General features: G+C 38.5%; 23 protein-coding genes. 11 read left to right on the top strand and 12 right to left on the bottom strand.

Annotated elements, in window-relative coordinates:
• Window positions 1-23: 23 nt before the first annotated feature.
• The 7 genes from CDG59_RS06290 (at window position 24) to alr (ending at window position 6849) form a co-directional block, all read left to right on the top strand.
• Complete coding sequence (locus CDG59_RS06290) at window positions 24-2138, top strand: hypothetical protein (protein WP_087544271.1); 2115 nt, start codon at window positions 24-26, stop codon at window positions 2136-2138.
• A gap of 6 nt (window positions 2139-2144) precedes the next feature.
• The gene (locus CDG59_RS06285) at window positions 2145-2882 is read left to right on the top strand and encodes a DUF3142 domain-containing protein (protein WP_087544270.1); all 738 of its coding nucleotides are present in this window, start codon (window positions 2145-2147) and stop codon (window positions 2880-2882) included.
• 128 nt (window positions 2883-3010) lie between these two features.
• Window positions 3011-3394, top strand: coding sequence for a 30S ribosomal protein S6 (gene rpsF / locus CDG59_RS06280; protein WP_004654408.1), 384 nt, complete (start codon window positions 3011-3013; stop codon window positions 3392-3394).
• Between the two features lie 11 nt (window positions 3395-3405).
• Window positions 3406-3633 (top strand): 30S ribosomal protein S18, encoded by a 228-nt coding sequence (rpsR, locus tag CDG59_RS06275; protein ID WP_000090661.1) that lies wholly within the window; start codon window positions 3406-3408, stop codon window positions 3631-3633.
• 12 nt (window positions 3634-3645) lie between these two features.
• Window positions 3646-4092 carry a 50S ribosomal protein L9 gene (rplI, locus tag CDG59_RS06270; RefSeq protein ID WP_004912185.1) on the top strand — a complete coding sequence of 149 codons (447 nt, stop codon included), beginning with the start codon at window positions 3646-3648 and terminating at the stop codon, window positions 4090-4092.
• Between the two features lie 181 nt (window positions 4093-4273).
• A complete protein-coding gene (gene dnaB, locus CDG59_RS06265) occupies window positions 4274-5719 on the top strand; it encodes a replicative DNA helicase (protein ID WP_087536098.1) in 1446 nt (481 codons plus the stop codon).
• A 59-nt stretch (window positions 5720-5778) separates the two neighbouring features.
• On the top strand, window positions 5779-6849 hold the full coding sequence (gene alr, locus CDG59_RS06260; protein ID WP_087544268.1) for an alanine racemase: 1071 nt from the start codon (window positions 5779-5781) through the stop codon (window positions 6847-6849).
• A 46-nt stretch (window positions 6850-6895) separates the two neighbouring features.
• Here the strand turns inward: alr and CDG59_RS06255 are convergent, their stop codons facing one another.
• The 4 genes from CDG59_RS06255 to CDG59_RS06240 form a co-directional block, all read right to left on the bottom strand.
• Window positions 6896-7630 (bottom strand): proteasome-type protease, encoded by a 735-nt coding sequence (locus CDG59_RS06255; protein WP_005160957.1) that lies wholly within the window; start codon window positions 7628-7630, stop codon window positions 6896-6898.
• A gap of 17 nt (window positions 7631-7647) precedes the next feature.
• Window positions 7648-8427: a transglutaminase family protein gene (locus CDG59_RS06250; RefSeq protein ID WP_087544266.1), complete on the bottom strand. Its 780-nt coding sequence runs from the start codon at window positions 8425-8427 to the stop codon at window positions 7648-7650.
• The gene (locus CDG59_RS06245; RefSeq protein WP_005160963.1) at window positions 8424-9026 is read right to left on the bottom strand and encodes an alpha-E domain-containing protein; all 603 of its coding nucleotides are present in this window, start codon (window positions 9024-9026) and stop codon (window positions 8424-8426) included. The genes CDG59_RS06250 and CDG59_RS06245 overlap by 4 nt, the downstream gene beginning before the upstream one ends.
• Before the next feature lie 85 nt (window positions 9027-9111).
• Complete coding sequence (locus CDG59_RS06240) at window positions 9112-10662, bottom strand: circularly permuted type 2 ATP-grasp protein (RefSeq protein ID WP_087544264.1); 1551 nt, start codon at window positions 10660-10662, stop codon at window positions 9112-9114.
• A gap of 212 nt (window positions 10663-10874) precedes the next feature.
• Here CDG59_RS06240 and CDG59_RS15360 point away from each other — a divergent pair, with 212 nt between their 5' ends.
• Complete coding sequence (locus CDG59_RS15360; protein ID WP_087544262.1) at window positions 10875-11885, top strand: helix-turn-helix transcriptional regulator; 1011 nt, start codon at window positions 10875-10877, stop codon at window positions 11883-11885.
• A gap of 373 nt (window positions 11886-12258) precedes the next feature.
• Here CDG59_RS15360 and CDG59_RS06230 read toward each other — a convergent pair whose 3' ends face one another.
• From CDG59_RS06230 to CDG59_RS06210, 5 genes are all read right to left on the bottom strand, one after another.
• Complete coding sequence (locus CDG59_RS06230; protein WP_005160977.1) at window positions 12259-13578, bottom strand: adenylosuccinate synthase; 1320 nt, start codon at window positions 13576-13578, stop codon at window positions 12259-12261.
• 58 nt (window positions 13579-13636) lie between these two features.
• On the bottom strand, window positions 13637-14803 hold the full coding sequence (locus CDG59_RS06225; protein WP_087544260.1) for an ATP phosphoribosyltransferase regulatory subunit: 1167 nt from the start codon (window positions 14801-14803) through the stop codon (window positions 13637-13639).
• A gap of 196 nt (window positions 14804-14999) precedes the next feature.
• Window positions 15000-16046, bottom strand: a complete 1047-nt coding sequence (locus CDG59_RS06220; RefSeq protein ID WP_087544258.1) for a carboxypeptidase-like regulatory domain-containing protein — start codon at window positions 16044-16046, stop codon at window positions 15000-15002.
• 267 nt (window positions 16047-16313) lie between these two features.
• Window positions 16314-16628 carry a hypothetical protein gene (locus CDG59_RS06215; RefSeq protein WP_087544256.1) on the bottom strand — a complete coding sequence of 105 codons (315 nt, stop codon included), beginning with the start codon at window positions 16626-16628 and terminating at the stop codon, window positions 16314-16316.
• Between the two features lie 20 nt (window positions 16629-16648).
• Window positions 16649-17689 (bottom strand): type I glyceraldehyde-3-phosphate dehydrogenase, encoded by a 1041-nt coding sequence (locus CDG59_RS06210; RefSeq protein WP_087544254.1) that lies wholly within the window; start codon window positions 17687-17689, stop codon window positions 16649-16651.
• 180 nt (window positions 17690-17869) lie between these two features.
• Here CDG59_RS06210 and alaS point away from each other — a divergent pair, with 180 nt between their 5' ends.
• The 3 genes from alaS to csrA all read left to right on the top strand — a co-directional run bounded on the left by alaS (window position 17870) and on the right by csrA (window position 22411).
• The gene (gene alaS / locus CDG59_RS06205) at window positions 17870-20560 is read left to right on the top strand and encodes an alanine--tRNA ligase (RefSeq protein ID WP_171294998.1); all 2691 of its coding nucleotides are present in this window, start codon (window positions 17870-17872) and stop codon (window positions 20558-20560) included.
• Window positions 20561-20626: 66 nt separating this feature from the next.
• Window positions 20627-21907 (top strand): aspartate kinase, encoded by a 1281-nt coding sequence (locus CDG59_RS06200; RefSeq protein ID WP_004661340.1) that lies wholly within the window; start codon window positions 20627-20629, stop codon window positions 21905-21907.
• Window positions 21908-22147: 240 nt separating this feature from the next.
• Window positions 22148-22411 (top strand): carbon storage regulator CsrA, encoded by a 264-nt coding sequence (gene csrA / locus CDG59_RS06195; RefSeq protein ID WP_004661337.1) that lies wholly within the window; start codon window positions 22148-22150, stop codon window positions 22409-22411.
• Between the two features lie 78 nt (window positions 22412-22489).
• Here csrA and rnhB read toward each other — a convergent pair whose 3' ends face one another.
• The 3 genes from rnhB to CDG59_RS15470 are packed head-to-tail and all read right to left on the bottom strand — an operon-like array spanning window position 22490 to window position 23482.
• Window positions 22490-23056 (bottom strand): ribonuclease HII, encoded by a 567-nt coding sequence (rnhB, locus tag CDG59_RS06190; protein ID WP_005160993.1) that lies wholly within the window; start codon window positions 23054-23056, stop codon window positions 22490-22492.
• 39 nt (window positions 23057-23095) lie between these two features.
• Window positions 23096-23302 carry a hypothetical protein gene (locus CDG59_RS15475; RefSeq protein ID WP_005160996.1) on the bottom strand — a complete coding sequence of 69 codons (207 nt, stop codon included), beginning with the start codon at window positions 23300-23302 and terminating at the stop codon, window positions 23096-23098.
• Window positions 23303-23320: 18 nt separating this feature from the next.
• Window positions 23321-23482, bottom strand: a complete 162-nt coding sequence (locus tag CDG59_RS15470; protein ID WP_227519111.1) for a hypothetical protein — start codon at window positions 23480-23482, stop codon at window positions 23321-23323.
• Between the last annotated feature and the right edge of the window lie 7 nt (window positions 23483-23489).

Below are 23489 nucleotides of genomic sequence, written 5' to 3'. Positions count from 1 at the left end.
ACATTTCACCCTTTATTGCCTAAATGAAACTACAAAATAAATTTATATTCAAATCAATTGTCTATTCTTCGCTTTCACTGGTCATTTACTATAGCCCAATCACCTATGCTGGTGTAGAGCAATTTTGCGAGCCAAACCTTGCCATAAATGACAAAAATTTAAACGGCTGTAGCAATCTTCCTGTGTTATATCCAGCAAATGATAGTCAAACCAATATGACACTATTACTCAGCGACTTAGGGCTTGCAACAATTAAGCCGATGACAGCAGATGGTAATTTATGGGATGCAAACTACGGTACGGTGCCTTTTGATGCCGCAAATATTTCCGCTTTGACTGAAAACAGGATTTTAAATCAGCGAGAAAAATTATCGCAAAAAGATGAAATCATTTTTGATGAACGTTGCTACAGTTTTAATTCTGGCAATGCTGCTTTTATTAGTCAGGTTAAAATCAATAAGAATATTCCAGCAAATGAAAAACAATTGCTGATTAATGAACGTCAAAAAATGAATCAATGTGGTGATAAAATTGCATTGATTGCCGTTGATCCAAATTGGTCAGTCACAACACGTCAATACGCCTCTTACTTAAACGCCAGTATCCTGTTTTATAATGCAAACTACTCTGCCGCGACCAAAATTTATACGGTATTAAGTACTGTTGAGGATACATGGCTAAAAGAAACTGCACTATATATGCTGATTCGTACCAGCCTCAACTCAGCCTATACAACAGGTGTGGATCAATATGGTGATGTATATCTGGACAATATCAATCAAAATTTACTTAAACAATTTTTAGATCATATTACGGTTTATTTAAAAGCTTATCCAAATGGACAATATATCGCGAGTGCGCGTGGTTTTATGCGTCGTGGTTTTTGGCTTTCAAAACGCCAAGATTTATTGGTTAATGAAATTGTCTGGCAACTTAAAAATCCGACATCAAAATTTTATAATTTGGAAATGAGTGAACTTCCCGCCGAAATTGATCGCCGAGTGTTCGATAGCTCAGCTTTTAATCTGAGCAATCTAAAAGACCCTTTCTTTTTGGCAGTATATGATTTGATGCATATGCGTGAATCGAATTCTGAGAATTATCATTCGATTTCTTGGGCACAACTGAATGCACAAAAAGATTTTTTCAGAACCCAGCCTGAATTATTTCAGTATTTACAAGCTGCTCACTTATTTTTTGTTCAAAATAAAGCTCAAGAAGCTCAAAATTACTTAGCTAAAGCAAATGCTAAAAATGGTAGTTATTTGCAGTTAAGCCAAACTTTTTTGAGAGGACAAATTTTAGAAAAAATTGGACAACCTCAAAATGCTGAAGAATATTGGCATCAGGAACTTACACAGGCCAAAGACAGCTATCAACGCAGTTTATTTGAAACAGCATTATCCAACCATTTGGCAATAAAACAGGACTATTCAGCATTTATTGGAAAAAAAGCTCAAATTACTCAGCCGAACCTGCAGAGAAATTTTATTACTCAAATCGCAAATACAAACAGTTTGCAAAAAATTATTCAATCTGATCAAAGCAATATCAATCAAAAACAAGCTGCGATCTACACCCTTTTGAGTAAAAGCTTAGTACATCAACAATTCGAATTGTTTAAACAAAGCTATGCTTTTATGCCCAAAAATGCCATGCAATATCAAGGTTATAACAGTGACAATGAACAATTGAAGAATAAGCCAGATTTTTCTAATTTCATTTGGAATGGAGCACACATTACACCACAACTAAAATGCTCAAATTTAGAGACTTTAGTTAATCAATTGGCTCAAACACCTAAAGATTCATTATTAAATGTTTGCTTAGGAGAATATTTCCGTAGTGAACAAGGATATTCGTTACAGCAACTTTCTTATAATGAAAAACAAACATCAAATTTTTCAGGAAAAATTTTTGCTCGTGGTCAGATTTATCAAGATCTCATCAAATCATCAAGCAAAAGCGATTTACAAGCTTACGCCCTTTATCGCGCAATTCAATGTTATGCGCCAAGTGGTATTAATGATTGTGGTGGTAATGAAGTAAACAAATCTGTCCGAAAACAATGGTTTGATAAAATCAAAACAGATTATCCAAATACCAGTTGGGCAAAATCACTGAAATATTATTGGTAATTGACGATGTTGAAGTGGCTGAAAGCAATCATTTTCACTTTTTTTATTTTTAACTTATTTGCTTGCCAACCTGCACAATCTGCAACGTCAACAATTGATGCCAATCATTTCGATTCTTTTTGGATTTGGGGCAACATTCAATCTGCGCCTTACTTAAGTAAGGCGAAAGAACTGTATATTTTGCAAGGAGAAATTCGATATTCAAAACAAAAACACAGCTCTATATTGATCCCACAAGGTGTTTCTATCCTAAAATTACCCCGTCAGAAAATTTGGTTAGTTTTTCGCACACATCATCTGGCTTGGAACGAACAAAACTATCAAACTGTTTTCAAACGTTTAGAACATTGGAGAAATCAAGGGAATCAAGTTCAGGGAATTCAAATCGATTTCGACAGTCGAACCCATGATTTAAAAGAATATGCCCTTTTTCTAGAAAGTTTCAGAAAAAGACTCCCTCCCTCCTATCAACTTAGCATTACAGGATTACTGGACTGGACAAATTTTAAGGATCAGAAAACTTTAACTATTTTGAGAAATAATATCAGTGAACTTGTGATCCAAACCTATCAAGGTACAACCACCATTCCCAATTACCCACAATATTTAAAACGTATCTCTGCAATGCAACTGCCTTATAAAATCGGTTTTGTACAAAATGGGTTACGTCAAAATAACGCAAACGATTTTAATGACCCTCATTTTAAAGGCTATATCATCTTTTTACTTCGATCTAAAACATGAATTTACTTGCGATTTAAATGAAATGTGTCTAAAATCCCAGCTTCGCAATTTGCGACATAACTTTTTAGTTATGACTCCTTGCTTCTGACTTTTTAGTTGGGGGCTGCTTAAACCGTAAGGAGCTGACAATGCGTCACTACGAAATCGTACTATTGGTACACCCAGACCAAAGCGATCAAGTTGTAGGTATGGTTGAACGCTATATCTCTCAGATCAAAGAAGCTGAAGGTCAAATTCACCGTTTAGAAGATTGGGGCCGTCGCCAATTGGCTTACCCAATCAACAAGATTCACAAAGCACACTACATTCTTATGAATGTTGAATGTGGTCAAACGACTCTTGATGAATTAGAAGAATTGTTCCGTTATAACGATGCAATCATTCGTAACATCATCATCCGTCGTGAACACGCAATTACTGAAGAATCTTTACTTGCTAAAAGTGCTGAAGAGAAACGTGCGCGTAAAGCTCAACGTGAAGAAGCACAACAAGCAATTCAAGAAGCTGAATAAGGAGAACCTCAATGGCACGTTTTTACCGTCGTCGCAAGTTCTGCCGCTTTACAGCTGAGAATGTTGCGTACATCGACTACAAAGATATCGACACTTTAAAACAGTACATCACTGAAAACGGCAAGATTGTTCCTAGCCGTATTACAGGTACTAAAGCTCGTTATCAACGTCAATTAGCGTTAGCTATTAAACAAGCTCGCTATTTGTCTTTGATTCCGTACACTGACAACCATAAGTAAGTGAGGTGAGCTGTGGACGTTATCTTATTACAACGCATTAAGAACCTTGGTAAATTAGGCGACAAAGTATCAGTTAAAGCTGGTTACGGTCGTAACTTCTTGATCCCTCAAGGTAAAGCTGTAGCTGCAACTGAAGCAAATACTGCTGCATTTGAAGCTCGTCGTGCTGAACTTGAGAAACAAGAAGCTGCTATTTTAGCTGCTGCGAATGCACGTGCTGAACAATTGAACGAAGTAAATATCGTTATCACTGCTAAAGCTGGTGATGAAGGTAAACTTTTCGGTTCTATCGGTACTCGTGATATCGCTGACGCTTTAACGAACGCTGGTCTAGCAGTAGACCGTGCAGAAGTTCGTTTACCAAACGGTGCGCTTCGTCACACTGGTGAATTCAACATCGCAATCCAATTGCATCATGATGTTGTTGCTGAAGTTCTCGTTACTATCGTATCTGAGTAATTTCTGCAAAGAAAAGAGCATGTTTTTACATGCTCTTTTTTTATTCCTAAAATTTTATATTTTAGTACACCCTACTTTTCCAGCAATTAAACAATTTTCTTCCAATTAAATTCTCCTGTCTGCGTTCATTTGGATTAAGATAGTCAGTCGTTACAGTTTCATCTTTTTATTAGGTCTTGTTATGTCACAGGCGAATGCCAATTTTACGAAAAATTCTCCAAACACAGAGAGTAAAGTGAGTGACTCAGGTCAATTAAAAGAATTTCGTACACCACCGCACAATCTCGCAATTGAGCAAGCTGTGCTCGCGGCATTAATGACGGTTGCCGAATCATTTGAACAAGTCAGCGATTTACTTAAAGAAAATGATTTTTATGCAACACGTCATAAATATATTTATCGTGCCATCGAAAAACTAGCGCAAGAAAACTCGCCTTATGATGCTGTATTGGTCAATGATTGGTTACTCAAACAAAACCTGCTTGATGCAATTGGTGGTGAAGAATATTTGATGCAATTGATGGCAGATTCACCTTCAAGCTTTTACAATCTTGAAATCTACGCCAATAAAATTAAAGAATTTTCAACACTACGCGCAATGATTAAAGTCAGTAGTGATATTTTGCAAAATGCTTATGACACCAAAGGTCGCCCTGTCAGTGAAATCCTAGATTTAGCCGAAACCAGTATTTTCTCTTTGGCCGAACAACATAACAACAACAAGAAAGATTCAGGGCCAAAATCGATTAGCTCTGTCACTGCTGATGTGATTTCTAAACTCGATGAACTTTCTAAATTAGACGGCAATATTACAGGTTTAACCACAGGTTTCTTAGAGTTAGATAATAAAACCTCAGGTATGCAACCTGGGGATTTGATTATTGTTGCAGCCCGTCCTTCGATGGGTAAAACCACCTTCGCCATGAACTTAGTTGAAAGTGTACTGCAATACAACCGCTTACCTGCTCTCGTATTCTCAATGGAGATGCCAGCAGACTCGATTGCTATGCGTTTGATCTCAGCAATGGGTAAAGTACATCAGGGTCATCTACGTTCAGGTAATCTCGATGCAGATGAATGGACCAAAGTCACAGGAACTATTCTTCAATTACAAGAAATGCACCTCTATATCGATGATTCCTCTGCCCTACCACCAACCGAACTTCGTGCACGTGCGCGACGTATTGCCAAAATGCATGATGGAAAAATCGGCTGTATCATGGTCGACTACTTACAGTTAATGAAAGTGCCGGGTATGGGCGATAACCGTGTAGGTGAGATTTCGGAGATTTCTCGAAGCTTAAAAGCACTAGCTAAAGAAATGCAATGCCCTGTCATTGCACTGTCTCAGCTTAACCGTAGTTTGGAGAACAGACCCAATAAACGCCCTGTCATGTCAGACTTACGTGAATCAGGCGCAATCGAGCAAGATGCCGACTTGATCATGTTTATTTATCGTGATGAAGTCTATAACAAAGAGTCTAAAGAAGCTGGTACAGCCGAAATTATTATCGGTAAACAACGTAATGGTCCAATTGGTTCAGTTCGTCTTGCCTTTGAAGGTCAATACACTCGCTTTAGTAACCTTTCACCTGAGTTCTATGCTCAATACGATGACGAGGAATAATCCCTCGGTTATTGATCTGCCTTAAAAACTTTCCATGTCGACCCAAAGGAGAAATCAGGGTGCGCCAAGCAACAGTTTATATTGATAGTGATGCACTACAATATAATTTAAACCGCGTTAAACAACTTGCTCCACATTCACAAATTGTTAGTATGGTCAAAGCAAATGCTTATGGACATGGAGTTAAAGACTGTTTAGCCGCCTTGGATGCAACAGATGCCTTTGGTGTCGCCTGTTTAGAAGAAGCTTTAGAGATCAGGCAACTGGGATATTCTCAACCCATCACTTTGATTGAGGGCATATTTTCAGAAGACGAAATGCAACAAGTAATTGAGCACAAACTCGAATGCCTGATTCATCAAAGTCAACAAGTTGAATGGTTGATTCAGCATAAACAAGCTTATAATGCTTTGGGCTTAAAAGTGTGGGTCAAACTAAATAGCGGAATGAACCGTTTAGGCTTTAAAGTGACTGAAATTATCGATGTCATTCAACGTTTAAAATCAGAAGGCTTTAGCTGTGTCCTTACCATGCATTTTGCCAATGCAGATGCCGATCACCCTTTAAATGAACAACAAAAGCAGCAATTTCTCCATGTCAAAGAAGCATGTGCCCCTATCTTAGCATCATGTTGTAACTCCGCTGCGATCTATAAATATCCTGAATTACATTTCGATTTTGTTCGCCCAGGTATCATGCTTTATGGTGCAAGTCCATTTGCTGAAAAAAATGTAGATGAACTCGATTTAAAGCCTGTAATGACCTTTAGTGCAGAAATCATTGCGCTTAATCAAATTCAACAAGGTGAATCTGTAGGTTACGGTTCAACGTTTACAGCAACACAGCCTATGAATATTGCCATTGTCTCCATTGGCTATGGTGATGGTTATCCAAGAGCATATATCAAACCAAATTTCGTTGCGATTGATGAACAACTTGTTCCTGTTATTGGTCGTGTCAGTATGGATATGATTGCGATTGACGTTACTCAGGTTAAAGCTGAATTAGGTACTAAAGTAGAACTATGGGGCAAACATCGACTCGTCGATGATGTCGCTGCCGCAAATGGCACGATTGGTTACGAATTATTATGTCGGTTAAGTAATAGACCCATTCGAAAAGTGATTTAAAACAGATAAAAAATCCAAGCCTTTGCTTGGATTTTTTCTTATATGATTACAAACCATAATCAGTCGTAGGCTTTGGTAACTCTTGAAGTCCACGGCGTAAGGTTTCAGACCATTGCTTACTAATCTGAGTAAAATAAGGATCATCTTCTCGGATGCGTTTCCCTTCAGGAATTTTAAAACTATCTTTATGATAAACCAAAGCGTCTAAAGGCAATCCGACAGAAACATTAGACCTTAATGTTGAATCAAAAGAGATCAAACTGCAACGTAACGCATCATCTAATGGCATCGTATAGTGCAGTGCACGATCTAAAATTGGCTTTCCATACTTACTTTCACCAATCTGGAAATATGGGGTATCGGTAGTCGCACAGATAAAATTACCTTGTGGATAGACATTATACAGTTGCATTTCCTCACCCTGTATCTGCCCACACACCAAAATACTACACGAGTAGTTCATCTGTTCCTGAGTATCAGTCGTAACATCCTCGAGTACCTTACGCAAAGTCTTTCCAATTAATTCAGCAACTTCAAACATGGTATTTGCGCTATATAAATTTGGCTCTTGATGTAATGCTAAAGCATTTTGTAAATGACCAATAACAGCTTGTGTTGTTGCTAAATTACCTGCTGTTTGCAATGCAATAAAACGCTCACCTTCAACACCAAAGGTATGTAATTTACGAAATACAGAAATATGATCGACCCCTGCATTAGTTCGAGTATCACTAATCAATACCAAACCTTGCTCTAATCTTAATGCACAACAATAGGTCATCTCTTCTTCTCTTACCTTCAACAAGCCAAAACTTGAACCGTAGATATCATACTTTCCACCCCACCTTGCTCACGGATACCTCGAATTGGTGCAACATCTAGATAATCACGACCAACTGCGACATAAATATGATTTTGGGGGGTAAATATCTGGTTACTTACATCGAAACAATACCACTCATTTTCTACAAAAACCTCAGCCCATGCATGACTGGCTAGGTGCGGTTGATTTGCATCATATATATAGCCAGACACATAACGAGCTGGTAAATGTAATCCACGGCACATTGCAATTAAAATATGTGCATGATCTTGACATACACCTTGTCTTGCATGAAATGCATCAATTGCAGCAGTCGTCACTGAGGTGGTCTCAGGCTGGTACTGAACTTGTTGTAAAATTTTCTCAGATAAAAGTATTAAATGCTTACGATCTTTTACTTTGACCACCGCCTGAGCAAAATCAAGCATACTTAGATCGCAACACGTCATCATGGTACGCTGCAAAAAAAGCATTGGAGAAACATCCGTTTCTACATAGCCGAGTTCTGTTGCATATAAATTAACGACACCTTGCGCCATAATGGTCAAGTAGCGATATTCATGTCTCTGAGTTGCAGTGATCCATAAATTATTAAATGCGTCTCTTTGACATGAATATTGCCCAGGCACACTAATATGCCAGTTTTCTATGCTTTGGTGCATAGAACTCTGCGGCATCATTTTAATCGATTGCACACTATTTCGAGCAACTTGCGTATAACGATAGTGCGTTTGATGATTCACCATGAGTTTCATGAGAATGCCTCAAATTGATTTTCTAAGTTATAGGTAAAGGCATAAAACTGATTTAAATTAGGTTGCTCTTTTAAAATCTGCCAATTTGGCTGCAAGTCATCCCAACCTAGTTCAAATAACTGTTCAATAATCGGATCAATCGAAGCTATAACATCCTGAATATTATGTTGAAAACGGAAATGCGTATCAATTTTTTCAATACATTGTCCAACATGAAAGAATAAGAAAACATCGTTTTGTTCTGTTTTTAAAAGAGCACAACACTTCCCTACGACGGCTTGAATCTCTTCACCATCTGATACTGCATTTTTAATTATATGATTCAGCTCAGCATAGGTTTGAGCTGACAGTAAACCACGTAATTCTTGAATATTATCTCGAGCAATCTCAAGCTGGCTCAATAAAGAATAGGGTTGTTGATGATCTAGCATAAAATTATTCAGATTCTCAGCATCATCGATATGTAAACAAAGCGCTTGAGCAAAATCTGCTGCTTGTTCATCATCACAAAATGGCAAATGGCTAGCAACATGACCAATTCTAAATAAATAACGACCTAACCAATAAATATGATGAGCGCTTGAGCTAAGTAAAAGCATAAATTTCCTCCCTTATATATGATCAAAATCCCCAAAGTACGGCACTAGGCTAGAGACTTTGGACTAAAACTCTTAAGGAAAGCGTTCAAGAATGCAATGTTTCTACAACCCATGTATCTTTGATACCACCGCCTTGAGAGGAATTAACCACTAAAGAACCCGCTTGCATTGCAACTCGAGTCAGACCTCCTGGCACAATCTCAGTACGATAAGGCGAACTCAAAACGAATGGGCGTAAATCGATATGTCGTTCAGCAACCCCTTCGGACGTTAATGTTGGTGCTACAGAAAGTGCCAGAGTGGGTTGTGCAATATACAAATGTGGTGTTTCAATAATTTTTTGTCTAAATAGTTCAATTTGTTGTTGATCTGCTTGTGGTCCAATCAACATCCCATATCCACCCGAACCTTGTGCCTCTTTCACGACCAATTTTTCTAAATTACCAAGTACATAATCCAAGTGTTCCTGATCACGACATTGATATGTCGGAACATTACTTAAAATTGCTGTTTCACCCAAATAAAATTGAATCATTTTATCAACATAAGGATAAATTGATTTATCGTCAGCAACACCTGTACCTGGTGCATTTGCAATCACAACATTTTTTTGCAAATAAGCCGACATCAAGCCTGCTACTCCTAATGTACTATCAGGTCTAAAAGTTAACGGATCAAGAAAGTCATCATCGACACGGCGATAGATCACATCAACTTGCTGACGACCACGAATTGTTTTAACAAAAACTCGATCATTTTCAACAAATAAATCTCGACTCGTGACTAATGGCACATCCATTTCTCGTGCTAAAAATGAATGCTCATAATAAGCACTGTTAAAACGACCTGGTGTTAATACCACAATAAGTGGCTTATCCACATAAGCGTTCTCTTCTAAAATTGTTCTTAATAAAGTTGGGTATTGTTCTATGCCTTGCAAATTGTTACTGATGCACAAATCAGGCATTAGTTTTTGACTAATCTTACGACTCTCAATCATATAAGATACGCCAGACGGTGTTCTTAAGTTATCTTCAAGTACGAAGAAATCACCCTGACCATCACGAATAATATCAATACCGCTAATTTGTGAATAAACCTTCCCTTTAAGATGATGATTTAACATATGTGGCTGAAATGCTTCATGTGCAATCACTTGATCAGCAGGAATAAGCCCCTCTTTTAAAATATGTTGCCCATGATAAATATCATCCAAAAATGAATTGAGTGCTTTCACGCGTTGTGCACAACCTGATGAAATTTTTTCCCATTGTTTCTTTTCAATCACTCTTGGAATCAAATCATAAGGAATGGTTCGCTCAGCACCCTCTTGATCGCCATACACATTGAATGTGATTCCCTGATAAAGGAAATGTTGCTTCGCTTGATTCCCAAGTGTTCGTAACTCATCAAGGCTGCGAATGCTCAACCACTGTTCAATTTTTTTTGAAGCTTCCGCATTAAAACTTTTGTCATCAAGCATCTCGTTAAAAAACTCAGATTTAAGCTGCTCAAACAAGTTTGTACTGACACTAAGCGGTGGGATAAATGTAGACGAATGGACTGATACTGCTGCCGTTTGCTCTTGAGTATAATAATCCGCACTGGCATGTAGGTTGTGTTCTTGTTCTGACATAGAAACCTCGTCTCATCATTTATTTATATCTTAAATAAGCAATTTCAATGCCACCTATATAAAACGATTATTTTTTCATCAGGATTAAGATCATTCAATAAATCGACAGTTGTTTCAGTCGTAAATACGTAATCTCAAGATCTTGGGCTTGCTAAATAGTGCTAGTTTTTTTATTGTGTCTGCTTTAGACCATTAAATTACGTATTTCGCTTATGTCATCCGTACAAGAAAAAGAAACTTCCAATAGCCTTTATCGCCAATGGCAGATATTGTCTCGTCTTTCTACAGGGAAATGGATGGGGACACGTGAATTACAAGAAACATTACAACGTGAAGGAATCGAAATTAGCCTTCGAACCATTCAGCGGGATTTAAATCAGATTGCTCAACGCTTTCCCATTGAAAGCAATAAGACTGTACCGCAAGGTTGGCGTTGGCGTTCAGATGCACCAATCCAAAGCTTGCCACATATGACCAGCTCTCAAGCTGTCACCTTTATGATGGTAGAAGAGCATTTAAGACACTTACTTCCGCCAAGTTTACTTGAAGAAATGACACCTTGGTTTGATCTGGCAAAACGCAGTTTGTCTACACAAAACAATGTCAGACAATGGATCAATCGAGTTCGTATTGTTCCTGCTTCGCAACCATTAATCCCTCCGATGGTTGATAAACAAGCTCAACAAGCAATTTATGAAGGCTTACTACAAGATAAACAAATTGAATGTATATATCGAGCACGGACCAATTCAGGCGAAGATAAATCCTATATTTTAAATCCTTTAGCTTTGGTTCAAAAAGGTGCAGTAATTTATTTAATCTGTACCAGAAATGATAAAACTGAAGTACAAACTTTTGCCCTGCACCGTTTTAAAGCAGCAACTGTACTTGATAACCGTGCTCTACATCCCGTAAATTTTGATATTGATAATTATATCGAATCAGGCGCGTTGGGCTTCCGTGTAGATTACAGCAAACCGACCGAACAAATTCAGCTCAAACTAACGATGACTGAAAGTACAGCAAAAAGCTTTTATGAAAGTCAGTTAAGTAAAGACCAAAAGATTACGCCGTTAGAAGAAAATATTGTTGAGGTTAGTGCAACAGTCGCTTTTACCTCTCAACTAGTTTGGTGGCTCAGAAGCTTTGGCAAGAAACTACTAAATATTGAACCTACTGCTGCTTATAATGCAGTGAAAGAGGTTGAGGAAAATACTGAATAAAAAAAGAGAACCTTTCAGTTCTCTTAAATCTTTTATCAGTCTTATATTTAAGCTTAAGGTTGGTTCTTATTATATTAAACACAGTCAAACCAATTTCTCTCCCCGCCTGATTAAAATTGGTCTGTACCTTTTTGCTCTTTTTGACATGAATTAACATTGGCATGCTAATTCATATCCATTGTAACGGATTCTCTTTTTCGTCATCATTAAAGCCCTCTTTGTTTGAATGTATAGTTAATATAACGAGGATTTTTTAAGCTGTGAAATAATAAAGATTGAAATCAAAAGCTGATTTTTTGCTAGGTCGTTTGAATAACTAAATCTATAAAATAAAAAAGCTCCCATACAGGAGCTTTTCAATCGTCACATCAGCTTATGCTGAAAATGGATGACGTAAAATAATGGTTTCTGCACGGTCTGGACCTGTAGAAACAATATCAATTGGGCATTCAATTAACTGCTCAAGACGTTTTACATAAGCTAACGCATTTGCAGGAAGTTGATCAATTTGAGTTAAGCCTACTGTAGACTCACTCCAACCTGGCATTGTTTCATAGATTGGTTTTAAGCTTTCAAATGAAATTGCATCAGAAGAACCTGCACAACCTGAATCCACATCTTCATAGCCTACACAGATCTTGATTTCTTCTAAACCATCTAATACATCTAGCTTAGTCAAGCAAATACCAGACAATGAGTTCACTTCAACTGAACGACGTAGAATTTCAGCATCGAACCAGCCACAACGACGTTGACGACCTGTAGATGCACCAAATTCGTGACCCACAGTACCTAAATGACGACCAATCGCATCACCTGTATCTGTAGCAGCATCGTAATGCAACTCAGTTGGGAATGGACCAGCGCCTACACGTGTTGTATATGCTTTAGTAATACCTAATACATAATCTAAATGTAATGGCCCCATACCAGAACCAGAACTTACGCCACCAGCGGTTGTATTCGAACTTGTTACAAACGGATAAGTACCATGATCGATGTCAAGTAACGAACCTTGAGCACCTTCAAACATAATTGACTTACCTTCTTTGCGGTAATCATGTAACACTTTGGTCACGTCAATCACTAATGGTGCAAGCACTTCACGCCATTGATTACAAAGCTCAAGTACATCTTCAAACTTCACTTCATCAACACCATAGAATTGAGAAAGTTGGAAGTTATGAAGCTCTAGCATTTCCTTAAGTTTTTCTTCAAGTAATGCGCCACCACGAATCAAATCAGCTACACGTACAGCACGACGAGCAACTTTATCTTCATAAGCTGGACCAATGCCACGACCTGTTGTACCAATTTTGGCATTACCACGTTTTTTCTCACGTGCTTGGTCTAGTGCAATATGGTTAGGCAAAATCAAAGGACAGTTTGGTGAAATACGTAAACGCTCTTTAACAGGTACGCCTTCCGCTTCCAAAATTGCCATTTCTTTGATTAATGCTTCAGGAGAAAGAACAACACCATTCCCGATTAAGCACAATACGTTTTCACGTAAAATACCTGATGGAATGAGGTGTAATACAGTCTTCTTACCACCGACGACAAGTGTGTGACCTGCATTGTGTCCACCTTGATAGCGTACGACCGCAGCCGCCTGATCTGTGAGCAGGTCGACGATCTTACCTTTACCCTCGTCGCCCCATTGGGTACCCAGTACCACAACATTTTTGCCCATAATAGCCTCATTACATCATGCTGTTAAAATTGGAAGCTAAGCTTTTTCAACTTAGCAATTAAATTTTTTCAATTAACCATTGCCCATTTTGCAACACCATTTGATGCGTCGCATAAGGTACAGAGCTTAAATCATCATTACCTAACAATTGCACTACACTTAAACCTTGAGTACGTGCATCAGCAATTGCATTCAATAAATCTTGTTGATTGCCTTTAGGAGCGACAACTGTTTCAATTTCAGTAAATTGTGTAGCACCTAAAGCATATAAATCACAACTAAAACCTGTTGCTGGACGAGCACGACCAAAGTGCTCACCAATACCATCATAACGCCCACCCTGAGCAAGTGGCGCAGCGCGATTTGGCGCGTAAATGGCATACATTAAACCCGTATGATAGTGGTAACTACGCAGCTCAATAACATCTATACCAATATCAAGACTAGACCAACGAGATCTTATTTCTGCAAAAGTTGTTCTCAATGCATCAAACGCATTTTTAAAATCAACATCATTTAAAACATCTGGACTTAAATGTGCTCGCAAAGCTTCTAGATCGCTCGCATAACGACCAAGCGCATAGAAATCTGCACCCATTACCAAGTCTTTGGTAAACGCTTCCAGTTCTGGCAATGCCTTGCGTTGGTATAAATCAGAAAGCTGGCTTTCAGTGTTTTTATTTAAACCAGCACGTTTCACCAGACTGCGGAATAAACCAACATGACCTAAGTCTAAGTGAACACCTTGTAAACTATCTGTTTTTTCCAACAAACCAAGCATAACATCAATCATTTCGACGTCAGCTTCGATGCTGTCATGGCCATAAAGCTCCGCACCCAACTGCAAAGGTGCGCGTGTTGCATTAAAATTCTGTGGTTTTGTATGCAAGACTGTACCAGCATAGCAATAACGAGCAATACCTTCGATCGGACGAACATGCGCATCAATACGAGCAACTTGTGGTGTCATGTCTGCTCGGACACCAAGCAAACGACCTGAAAGTTGATCAATAACTTTAAATGTAACCAAATCTAAATCTTGATTTGATTCTGAAAGTGAAGATAACGATTCGATGTATTCAATAAATGGTGTATATACCAATTGATAACCGCGAACTGCAAGAAAATCTAATGCTTGTCTACGCAAAGCTTCAACAACTTGCGCTTGTTCGGGCAATACATCTGCTACCCCGTCAGGGAGCAACCATGTCTCTGAAATGGTCATGTTCAAACCTAAAATCTGTTCAATGTGGAGGCATCCACACAAAAAGCAACCACATAAAAAAATCGGGTGAATGCCCGATTCAGCGTAGTGTAGCACGAAGATTTATATGATGCACCTGAGAATTTTAGTAAATCCCGCATAAAAATAGGCAACCAAAATGGTTGCCTAAAATCAATTCCAAGTTTTTTAGATTTGATTATGCTGGGCTATACTCGTACTTCACATCATAGGTAACATTAAAACCGTTTGCATTTACTGTCGCATTGATATTACCTACCGTACCATTAAAGCTACAGCTATTAATCTTAAACTGACCATTTGGTAATTGTGCTGTGACATCATTAGAACCACAGAATTCATTTTGATTAGCTGGTTTTGGAACATTCTTCACTGTTACTGTTGCACCTTGCCCCATCACAGAAGTTGTAACATTCAAATTATAATTTCCTGAAGGAATATTTGGATTATTTCCTAGATCAACAACGACATTTAGACCTGTTGTATCAACACTATAATTCCATGCAAAGTTTTGCCCATTGACGACATACTGCACATTACAAGTATATGTGCTACCAATACCCGTACATTTACTATTCAAACCATTAATCTTAACTTGATCCAGAACCTTGTCCAGACCAGTAGAATCTGCATTAAACGCAGTTTTAAAAATGTTTGGATAACCTTTACTCGTATCTATATTTGCATCAAATACGGTCTTTAAGTTCGCAACAACTTCTTTTGCGGCTTTATCAATAGCAGCATTTATTTCATCACTAGTACTGTCTTTAGCCAGTTTTGCCCAATTGGTATAAATTTCTGCCAATGAGTTGTAATCACGTTTTTCATCCGCTTTGTTGGCAGCCAAAATTGCCTGTGTGGTTAATTGGGTTACATTGACATTACCAGCAGCCGAAGCATAAGAATATAGGATAACTTGGGATTCACCAGTACCTTTAGTTGCCTTTAATAAATAAGGTGCTCCCTTTTCAACATCGATACTGAATTTACCATCTGCCCCCGCAACAACTGATTTAGTTGTGCCATTTCTATTGACCACTTCAATATTCGCACCAGCCAGAGCAGCTCCAGTTGCAACAGTCCCTGTCAATTTTTCAGTCGTTGTTTGCTGTTGCCCACCATTATTGTTATTTGAACTATTATCATCATTACAACCTGTGACCATTACAATCGCACTAAATAAGGCTGAGCAGATTGCTGTACGTTTTAAAACTATTTTTTTCATTATCAATTATCCTTATGTGTTTAGTGATCAATGCTTTGTGAAGCACGATTTATAATAAGCAACAGCCAAAACACACTTCAAGTTAGTTTTCAGTCAAAATAATAATTAAAAAATATTTAACCATCTAACAAAAATTAATCATTGTTTTGCATAAATTTTACAATTCTGTATAGAGTCTTTTCTTGTTTTAAATTTGTATCAAAATATTTAACAAAAACAAATGCTTATTAATTTTATTTTGTCAACCCCCTGTTCAGGGGGGCAACTTTAGGGCATATTTTTCCCGTTTTTAACAATCACTTCCAAAACATTGACCAACTCAACATTTTGCTTTTCTAATGCAGCAATATTTGCAACGGTCCGATCCAGCACTTCCTGCTGAACGTGCATTTTCTTTGCCAAATCTTGCATAATCTCCAGACTCTTTTTAAGGTGGGATTCAAGATGCAGGACTTTTTCCTCCAGATAAAATACTTGCGGATCAGCAACAGCTTGCTGTTTATTTTTAAACTGAAACCAAAATAAAAAAGCAACAGCCATCAATAAAACAATCAGAAAACCCCAAATCAACATCAATGTCATTCCGTTCTCCAAAGCCTTTGTTATTTATTTAATATTTTTGAATCAAATGACTCACATAAATCAAGTAGTCGATTCGCATATCCCCACTCATTATCATACCATGCAAACACTTTAGCTTGATGACCCACCACCATGGTTTGAGTTAAATCGACGATTAAAGAATAGGGCGAATGATTAAAATCACTTGAAACCAAATCTTCATCTGTCACTTGCATGATTTGCGCATAATCATATTGAGCTGCTTTACTCAAAACCTCATTGACTTTGTGTACTGTAATGGGTGAATGCGAAACAAAAGTTAAATCAATTGCTGCGACATTAATGGTCGGTACACGAATCGAATAACCATCAATTCGACCTTCCATTTTTGGCATGACTTGTTTTAATGCCCCTAATGCACTCGATGTGGTTGGAATAATATTTTGTCCTGAAGCTCGCGCACGACGTAAATCTCGATGTGCATGGTCTAATACCGATTGATCTGCTGTGACTGCATGGATTTCTGTCATTAAAGCGGTATCAATGCCAAAGGCATCATCAATAATTTTGACCAACGGAACCAAGGCCTGAGTAGTGCAAGATACACTCGAAATAATTTGATCAGTTACTTTCACATCATGGTGATTGACACCATAGACAATTGCAGCATCGACCGAATCAAAAGGTGCAGCCCCAATAATCACGCGCTTTGCCCCTGCTTCGACATGCCGAGTTGCATCAGCACGTGAACGGAATAGACCTGTACATTCCAATACAACATCTATTTTTAAATCTGCCCAAAGGAGTAATTCAGGTTGAGCCTGTTTAAATACCTGTAATTTTAATTGTCGTTGATGGGACTGAATATTTAAAAATATCTGTTCATTTTCAACCTGAATTTCAACTTGACCTGCAAAACGTCCATGCGTGGTATCGTATTTAAACAAATGTACCAAAGTCTGCACATCAGCAATGTCGTTGATAGCAACGATATCAAATTGAAATTGTTTTGGACTCTCAAACCACGCACGTAATACATTTCGACCAATTCGACCAAATCCATTGATAGCGATACGTTGCATGCAGAGCCCTTTCATCAAAACATCATCTTTTCTATGCTATATGGTAAAACATGAACAGCGCTATTGAATATAGATTTTTAGCTTAAACACAGTTTTATATGATATTGCTTGTAAAATCGTTGGTTAGGATCATATTTTCCGTTATAATTTAGCACTTTTAAAAATTATGGACGCTTGGTTGTGAGTACTCGTTTTATGACATCCGCTGAAATCCGTGAAGCATTTTTGCGTTACTTCGAATCGCAAGGGCATACACGTGTTGCTTCGAGTTCTCTCGTTCCTGCCAACGACCCAACTTTACTGTTTACCAATGCTGGTATGAACCAGTTTAAAGATTGTTTCTTAGGTTTAGAAAAGCGTGATTATGTTCGTGCTGTTTCATCTCAAAAATGTGTCCGAGCAGGCGGCAAACACAATGACCTCGACAATGTAGGTTATACCGCACGTCATCACACTTTCTTTGAAATGTTAGGTAACTTTTCTTTCGGTGATTATTTTAAAGAAAATGCACTGAAATTTGCTTGGGAATTTTTAACCAGCGAACAATGGTTAGGCTTACCGAAAGATCGTTTATATGTCACGGTTTATCATACCGATGATGAAGCATTTGATATCTGGAACAAAGAAATCGGAATCGATGCTGAACGTATCATTCGTATTGGCGATAACAAAGGCGGAAAATACGCATCTGATAATTTCTGGGCAATGGGTGATACAGGTCCTTGTGGTCCGTGTTCTGAAATTTTCTATGATCATGGTGATCATATCTGGGGTGGCTTACCAGGCTCACCTGAAGAAGATGGCGACCGTTTCATCGAAATCTGGAACAACGTTTTCATGCAGTTTAACCGTACTGCGGATGGTGTAATGCACCCTCTTCCAGCACCTTCTGTAGATACAGGTATGGGCTTGGAGCGTATTTCTGCAGTTCTGCAACATGTCAATTCGAACTACGAAATTGACCTGTTCCAGCATTTATTAAAAGCAGCAGCTGAAATCATTGGTTTGGATACCACTGCAATTGAAGCTGAAGCGAAAGCTCAAAATAAACCAGTTGAATACCCAGCTTCTTTAAAAGTGATTGCAGATCATGCACGTTCATGCTCATTCTTGATTGCTGACGGTGTTAACCCATCAAATGAAGGTCGTGGTTATGTGTTGCGTCGTATCATTCGTCGTGCAGTGCGTCATGGTAACAAGCTCGGTGCGACTGGTTCATTCTTCTACAAGATGTTGCAACCGCTAATTGAAGTCATGGGTGAAGCATATCCTGAACTTGCAGCACAACAGGCACGCATTGAAGCGCAACTGCTGAAAGAAGAAGAGCAATTTGCGAAAACACTTGAACAAGGCTTGAAATTACTTGAAGGTGAATTGGCTCAGCTAAAAGGCAATGTGATTGCTGGTGAAACTGTATTTAAACTTTACGATACTTACGGTTTCCCGACTGACTTAACTGCTGATATCGCGCGTGAACGTGATCTTACAATTGACGAAGCTGGCTTTGAAGTTGAAATGGCTGCTCAGCGTCAACGTGCACGTGATGCTGGTAAGTTTGCAGTTGATTATAACAGCATTGTAAAAGTTGAAGGCGAAACTCAATTTGACGGTTATGATGCAACTCAAGGTCAAGGTCAAATTGTTGCGATCTATAAAGATGGCGTTCAAGTTGATGAAATCAACGAAGGCGATGAGGCACTGATCGTATTGAACCAAACCCCTTTCTATGCAGAAAGTGGTGGTCAGATTGGTGACACTGGTATTTTCAAAAACGACACCGGTATCTTTGAAGTTCAAGATACCAAAAAATCTGGTGGTGCTTTTGTACACCAAGGTGTCGTGACAATGGGTAGCCTCAAAGCAACTCAAAATGTTGAAGCAACGGTTAAAGCGGATATTCGTGCAGCAACAGCACGCAACCACTCTGCAACTCACCTTCTGCACGCAGCTTTACGTCAAATTCTGGGTGAACATGTTCAACAGAAAGGTTCTTTGGTTGCAAGTGATATTTTGCGTTTCGACTTTGCTAATGACCAACCTGTTTCATTTGAACAATTGCAACAGATTGAGCGTTTGGTCAATGCTGAAGTGATTGCCAATACGACAGTAAGCACTGAATTACTTGATATTGAATCAGCGAAAGCCAAAGGTGCAATGATGCTTTTTGGTGAAAAGTATGGTGAAGAAGTTCGCGTACTTTCTATGGGTTCTATTATTGAAGAGAAAAACTTCTCTATCGAGCTTTGTGGTGGTATTCATGTTAAGCGCACAGGTGATATTGGTTTATTCAAAATCACTTCTGAAGGTGGTGTAGCAGCTGGTGTTCGCCGTATTGAAGCCGTAACGGGTACCAAAGCACTTGAAGTTGTTCAAAAAGCGGAAGCTGATATTCAGACGATCAATGCTTTATTGAAAGCGCAAAAAGATCAAACTGTAGAAAAAGTTGAATCAATTGTTGAAACAGCATCAAGTCTGCAAAAGCAAATTGAACAATTGAATCAAAAATTAGCCAGCTTCCAAGCAGCTGATTTATTAGATCAAGTCAAAGAAATTGCTGGTCGTCAAACGCTTATCACATCAGTAAAAGGTTTAGATGCCAAATCATTACGCAATCTTCATGACAGCGTAAAATCAAAATTGGAAGATGCAGTCATTATTTTAGCTGGTGTTGATGGTGATAAAGTGAGTTTAATCGCCTCCGTCGCTAAACAATACGCTGCAACTCTAAAAGCAGGTGACATCATCAAACATTTAGCTCAAGAGCTTGGTGGCAAAGGTGGTGGTAAACCTGACTTAGCACAAGGTGGCGCGCCACTTAACGAGAAGTTTGATCAAGTAATCGCAGCATTGCCTGCTTGGCTTGAGCAATAATAACAACTTCACTTTTGTGTAACTGACCCTGATGCCTCTCAGGGTCATGGCTTATATGGAACAACTATGGCATTAATCGTTCAAAAATATGGCGGTACCTCTATGGGTACTCCTGAGCGCATTTTAAATGTTGCTCATCGTGTCAAGCGTTGGCATGATCACGGTCACAAAGTGGTCGTGGTTGTATCGGCAATGAGTGGTGAAACCAACCGCTTACTTGCGCTTGCTAAAGCCATTACTAGCACCCCTAACCCACGTGAACTTGATCAAATGGTGTCTACGGGTGAGCAAGTAACGATTTCCATGTTAGCTATGGCACTGAATTCTATTGGTGTAGAAGCTAAATCATACACTGGACGTCAAGTTGGTATTAAAACTGACAGCGCGTTTACGAAAGCGCGTATCGAATCTATTGATACCGATGTCATGACAGCTGATTTAGATGCTGGTCGTGTGATTGTTGTCGCAGGTTTCCAAGGCTTTGATGCTGAAGGAAATATTACAACATTAGGTCGTGGCGGCTCAGATACCTCTGGTGTAGCACTTGCAGCTGCATTAAAAGCAGATGAATGCCAAATTTACACAGATGTGGATGGTGTTTATACCACTGATCCTCGTGTTGCACCTAAAGCGAAAAAAGTTGACCGTATCTCTTTTGAAGAAATGCTTGAAATGGCATCTTTAGGTTCAAAAGTTTTACAAATTCGTTCGGTTGAATTCGCAGGCAAATATCAAGTTCCATTACGTGTATTATCAAGCTTTGATAATGACAATGACGGCGCATTTGATGAAGATTTCAAACAAAACGTAGGCACATTAATCACTACTGAGGCAGAAGACGACATGGAACAACCAATTATTGCAGGCATTGCATTTAACCGTGACGAAGCAAAATTAACGATTTTGGGTGTTCCAGATGAACCGGGCATTGCCTCTAAAATCTTATCACCGATTAGTGATGCTAACATTGAAGTGGATATGATTATCCAAAATGTTGAAGAAGATGGTACTACTGATTTTACCTTTACTGTAAATCGCAATGATCTTGCTAAAGCTAAAGCAATCTTGGACCAAACAGCAAGCAGCATTGAAGGCTGTGAAGTTGTCACTCGCGATGACATCGTAAAAGTGTCTATTGTTGGTGTAGGTATGCGCTCACATGCTGGTGTAGCAAGCAAAATGTTTACAGCTCTTGCAGATGAAAGCATTAATATCCTCATGATTTCTACTTCAGAAATTAAGATTTCTGTCATCATTGAAGAAAACTACTTAGAGCTTGCTGTACGTTGCCTACATACTGCTTTTGGTTTAGACCGTGAACATGGCGAAAGCAGTGCACGTGCTTAATTCATAGTACAATAAACATATTTACTTTCAAGTAAATGGTAAAAAATACAGAGCCACTATAGTTTTTATTACAGTGGCTCTGTTATATTAAGTTGTGAGGTTTTTCAGAAAAACTCGGCAGAACTTACGAAAAAAAGCTGTTTTTTACATATTTCTGTTAAAATTTTCTGTATATTAAGGCTGTGCTTTCAAATAATGAATTCCCTGTCGCAAGTTTAAGCGTTTAGCAAGGAGATAAACATGCTGATTCTGACCCGTCGTGTCGGAGAAACATTAATGATTGGGGATCAAGTCAGTGTTACTGTGCTTGGCGTAAAAGGTAATCAGGTGCGTATTGGTGTAAATGCTCCAAAAGAAGTTTCCGTGCATCGTGAGGAAATTTACCAACGTATCCAACATGAACGTGCTATGCATGAGCATTTACAACATCTTGATCAAGATTATCAACTTTCTTTTGAAGAAGATAATAACGATTTCACTCGACATAATAACTTCAATCGTTAATGTACAGAATTCTTCTCTAACAACTAAAGCGACTAATCATTAGTCGCTTTAGTTGTTTATGGAGACTCATTTATATATTTATAAACCCAGTGCTTTTTTTACTGGCGCATAACTACGACGATGTTGATCAATCACCCCATACGCTGCAATTGCTTCAAAATGTGCTTTGGTTGGATAGCCTTTATGTTTTGCAAAACCGTAATTCGGGTATTTCTGATCTAGTTCATACATTTGACGGTCACGTGTTACTTTAGCCAAGATACTTGCTGCACTAATCTCAGCATGACTCGCATCCCCACCAACAATCGCCTCACACAATATTTCAATTCCTTTCGGAATTTGGTTGCCATCAACAATCACTTTTTCAGGCTGAATGTTTAAGGTATCTACAGCACGACGCATGGCTAAAAAAGTTGCCTGTAAAATATTAATTTCGTCAATTTCTGAGTGGGAAGCTTCTGCAATTGACCAAGCTAAGGCCTTCTCTTGAATTTCTAAGAAAAGTTTTTCACGTTTCTTTTCAGTTAATTTTTTAGAATCATTTAAACCATCAATCGGATTATTGGGATCTAAAATTACCGCAGCAGCAACAACTGAACCGACCAAAGGCCCACGCCCTGCCTCATCTACACCAGCAACAAACATGATATTACTCACAAAGATTAGCTGCTTCAGAGCAACTAATTACAACCTATTTAAACTGTTGTATTTTATCACTTCTGATACGCAAGCGTTCATCGTTTTTGCGACAGCAACTCCTGTTAATGCTGTTCTAGCTTTTGAACCAACTGCCGCTAAAGCAAGCTCTGATGGAGATAATACAGTAGGTGCATTTTTACCAACACATTTACAAATTTGCTTTTTCTTCTGTTGTTTTTGGTTCTTGGTCATTAATTTACTTGCAACTTTCTAAGCCGCGAAATCATCGATATCATGAGTACACTTGGTTTGTGCTGCACATTGTATTGCTGACGTACCCATTTTCAGTTTAGTTGGTTCAGCACTTTGTGCGTCAACACCTACAAATAAGGTAAAGAAAGAGAAAAGAATAAAAAAATTGTTCTTATTCATACAAAAC

It is taken from the genome of Acinetobacter sp. WCHA29 (genome assembly GCF_002165335.1).
Lineage (GTDB): Bacteria > Pseudomonadota > Gammaproteobacteria > Pseudomonadales > Moraxellaceae > Acinetobacter.
This window is presented reverse-complemented; position numbering and strand designations above follow the sequence as displayed.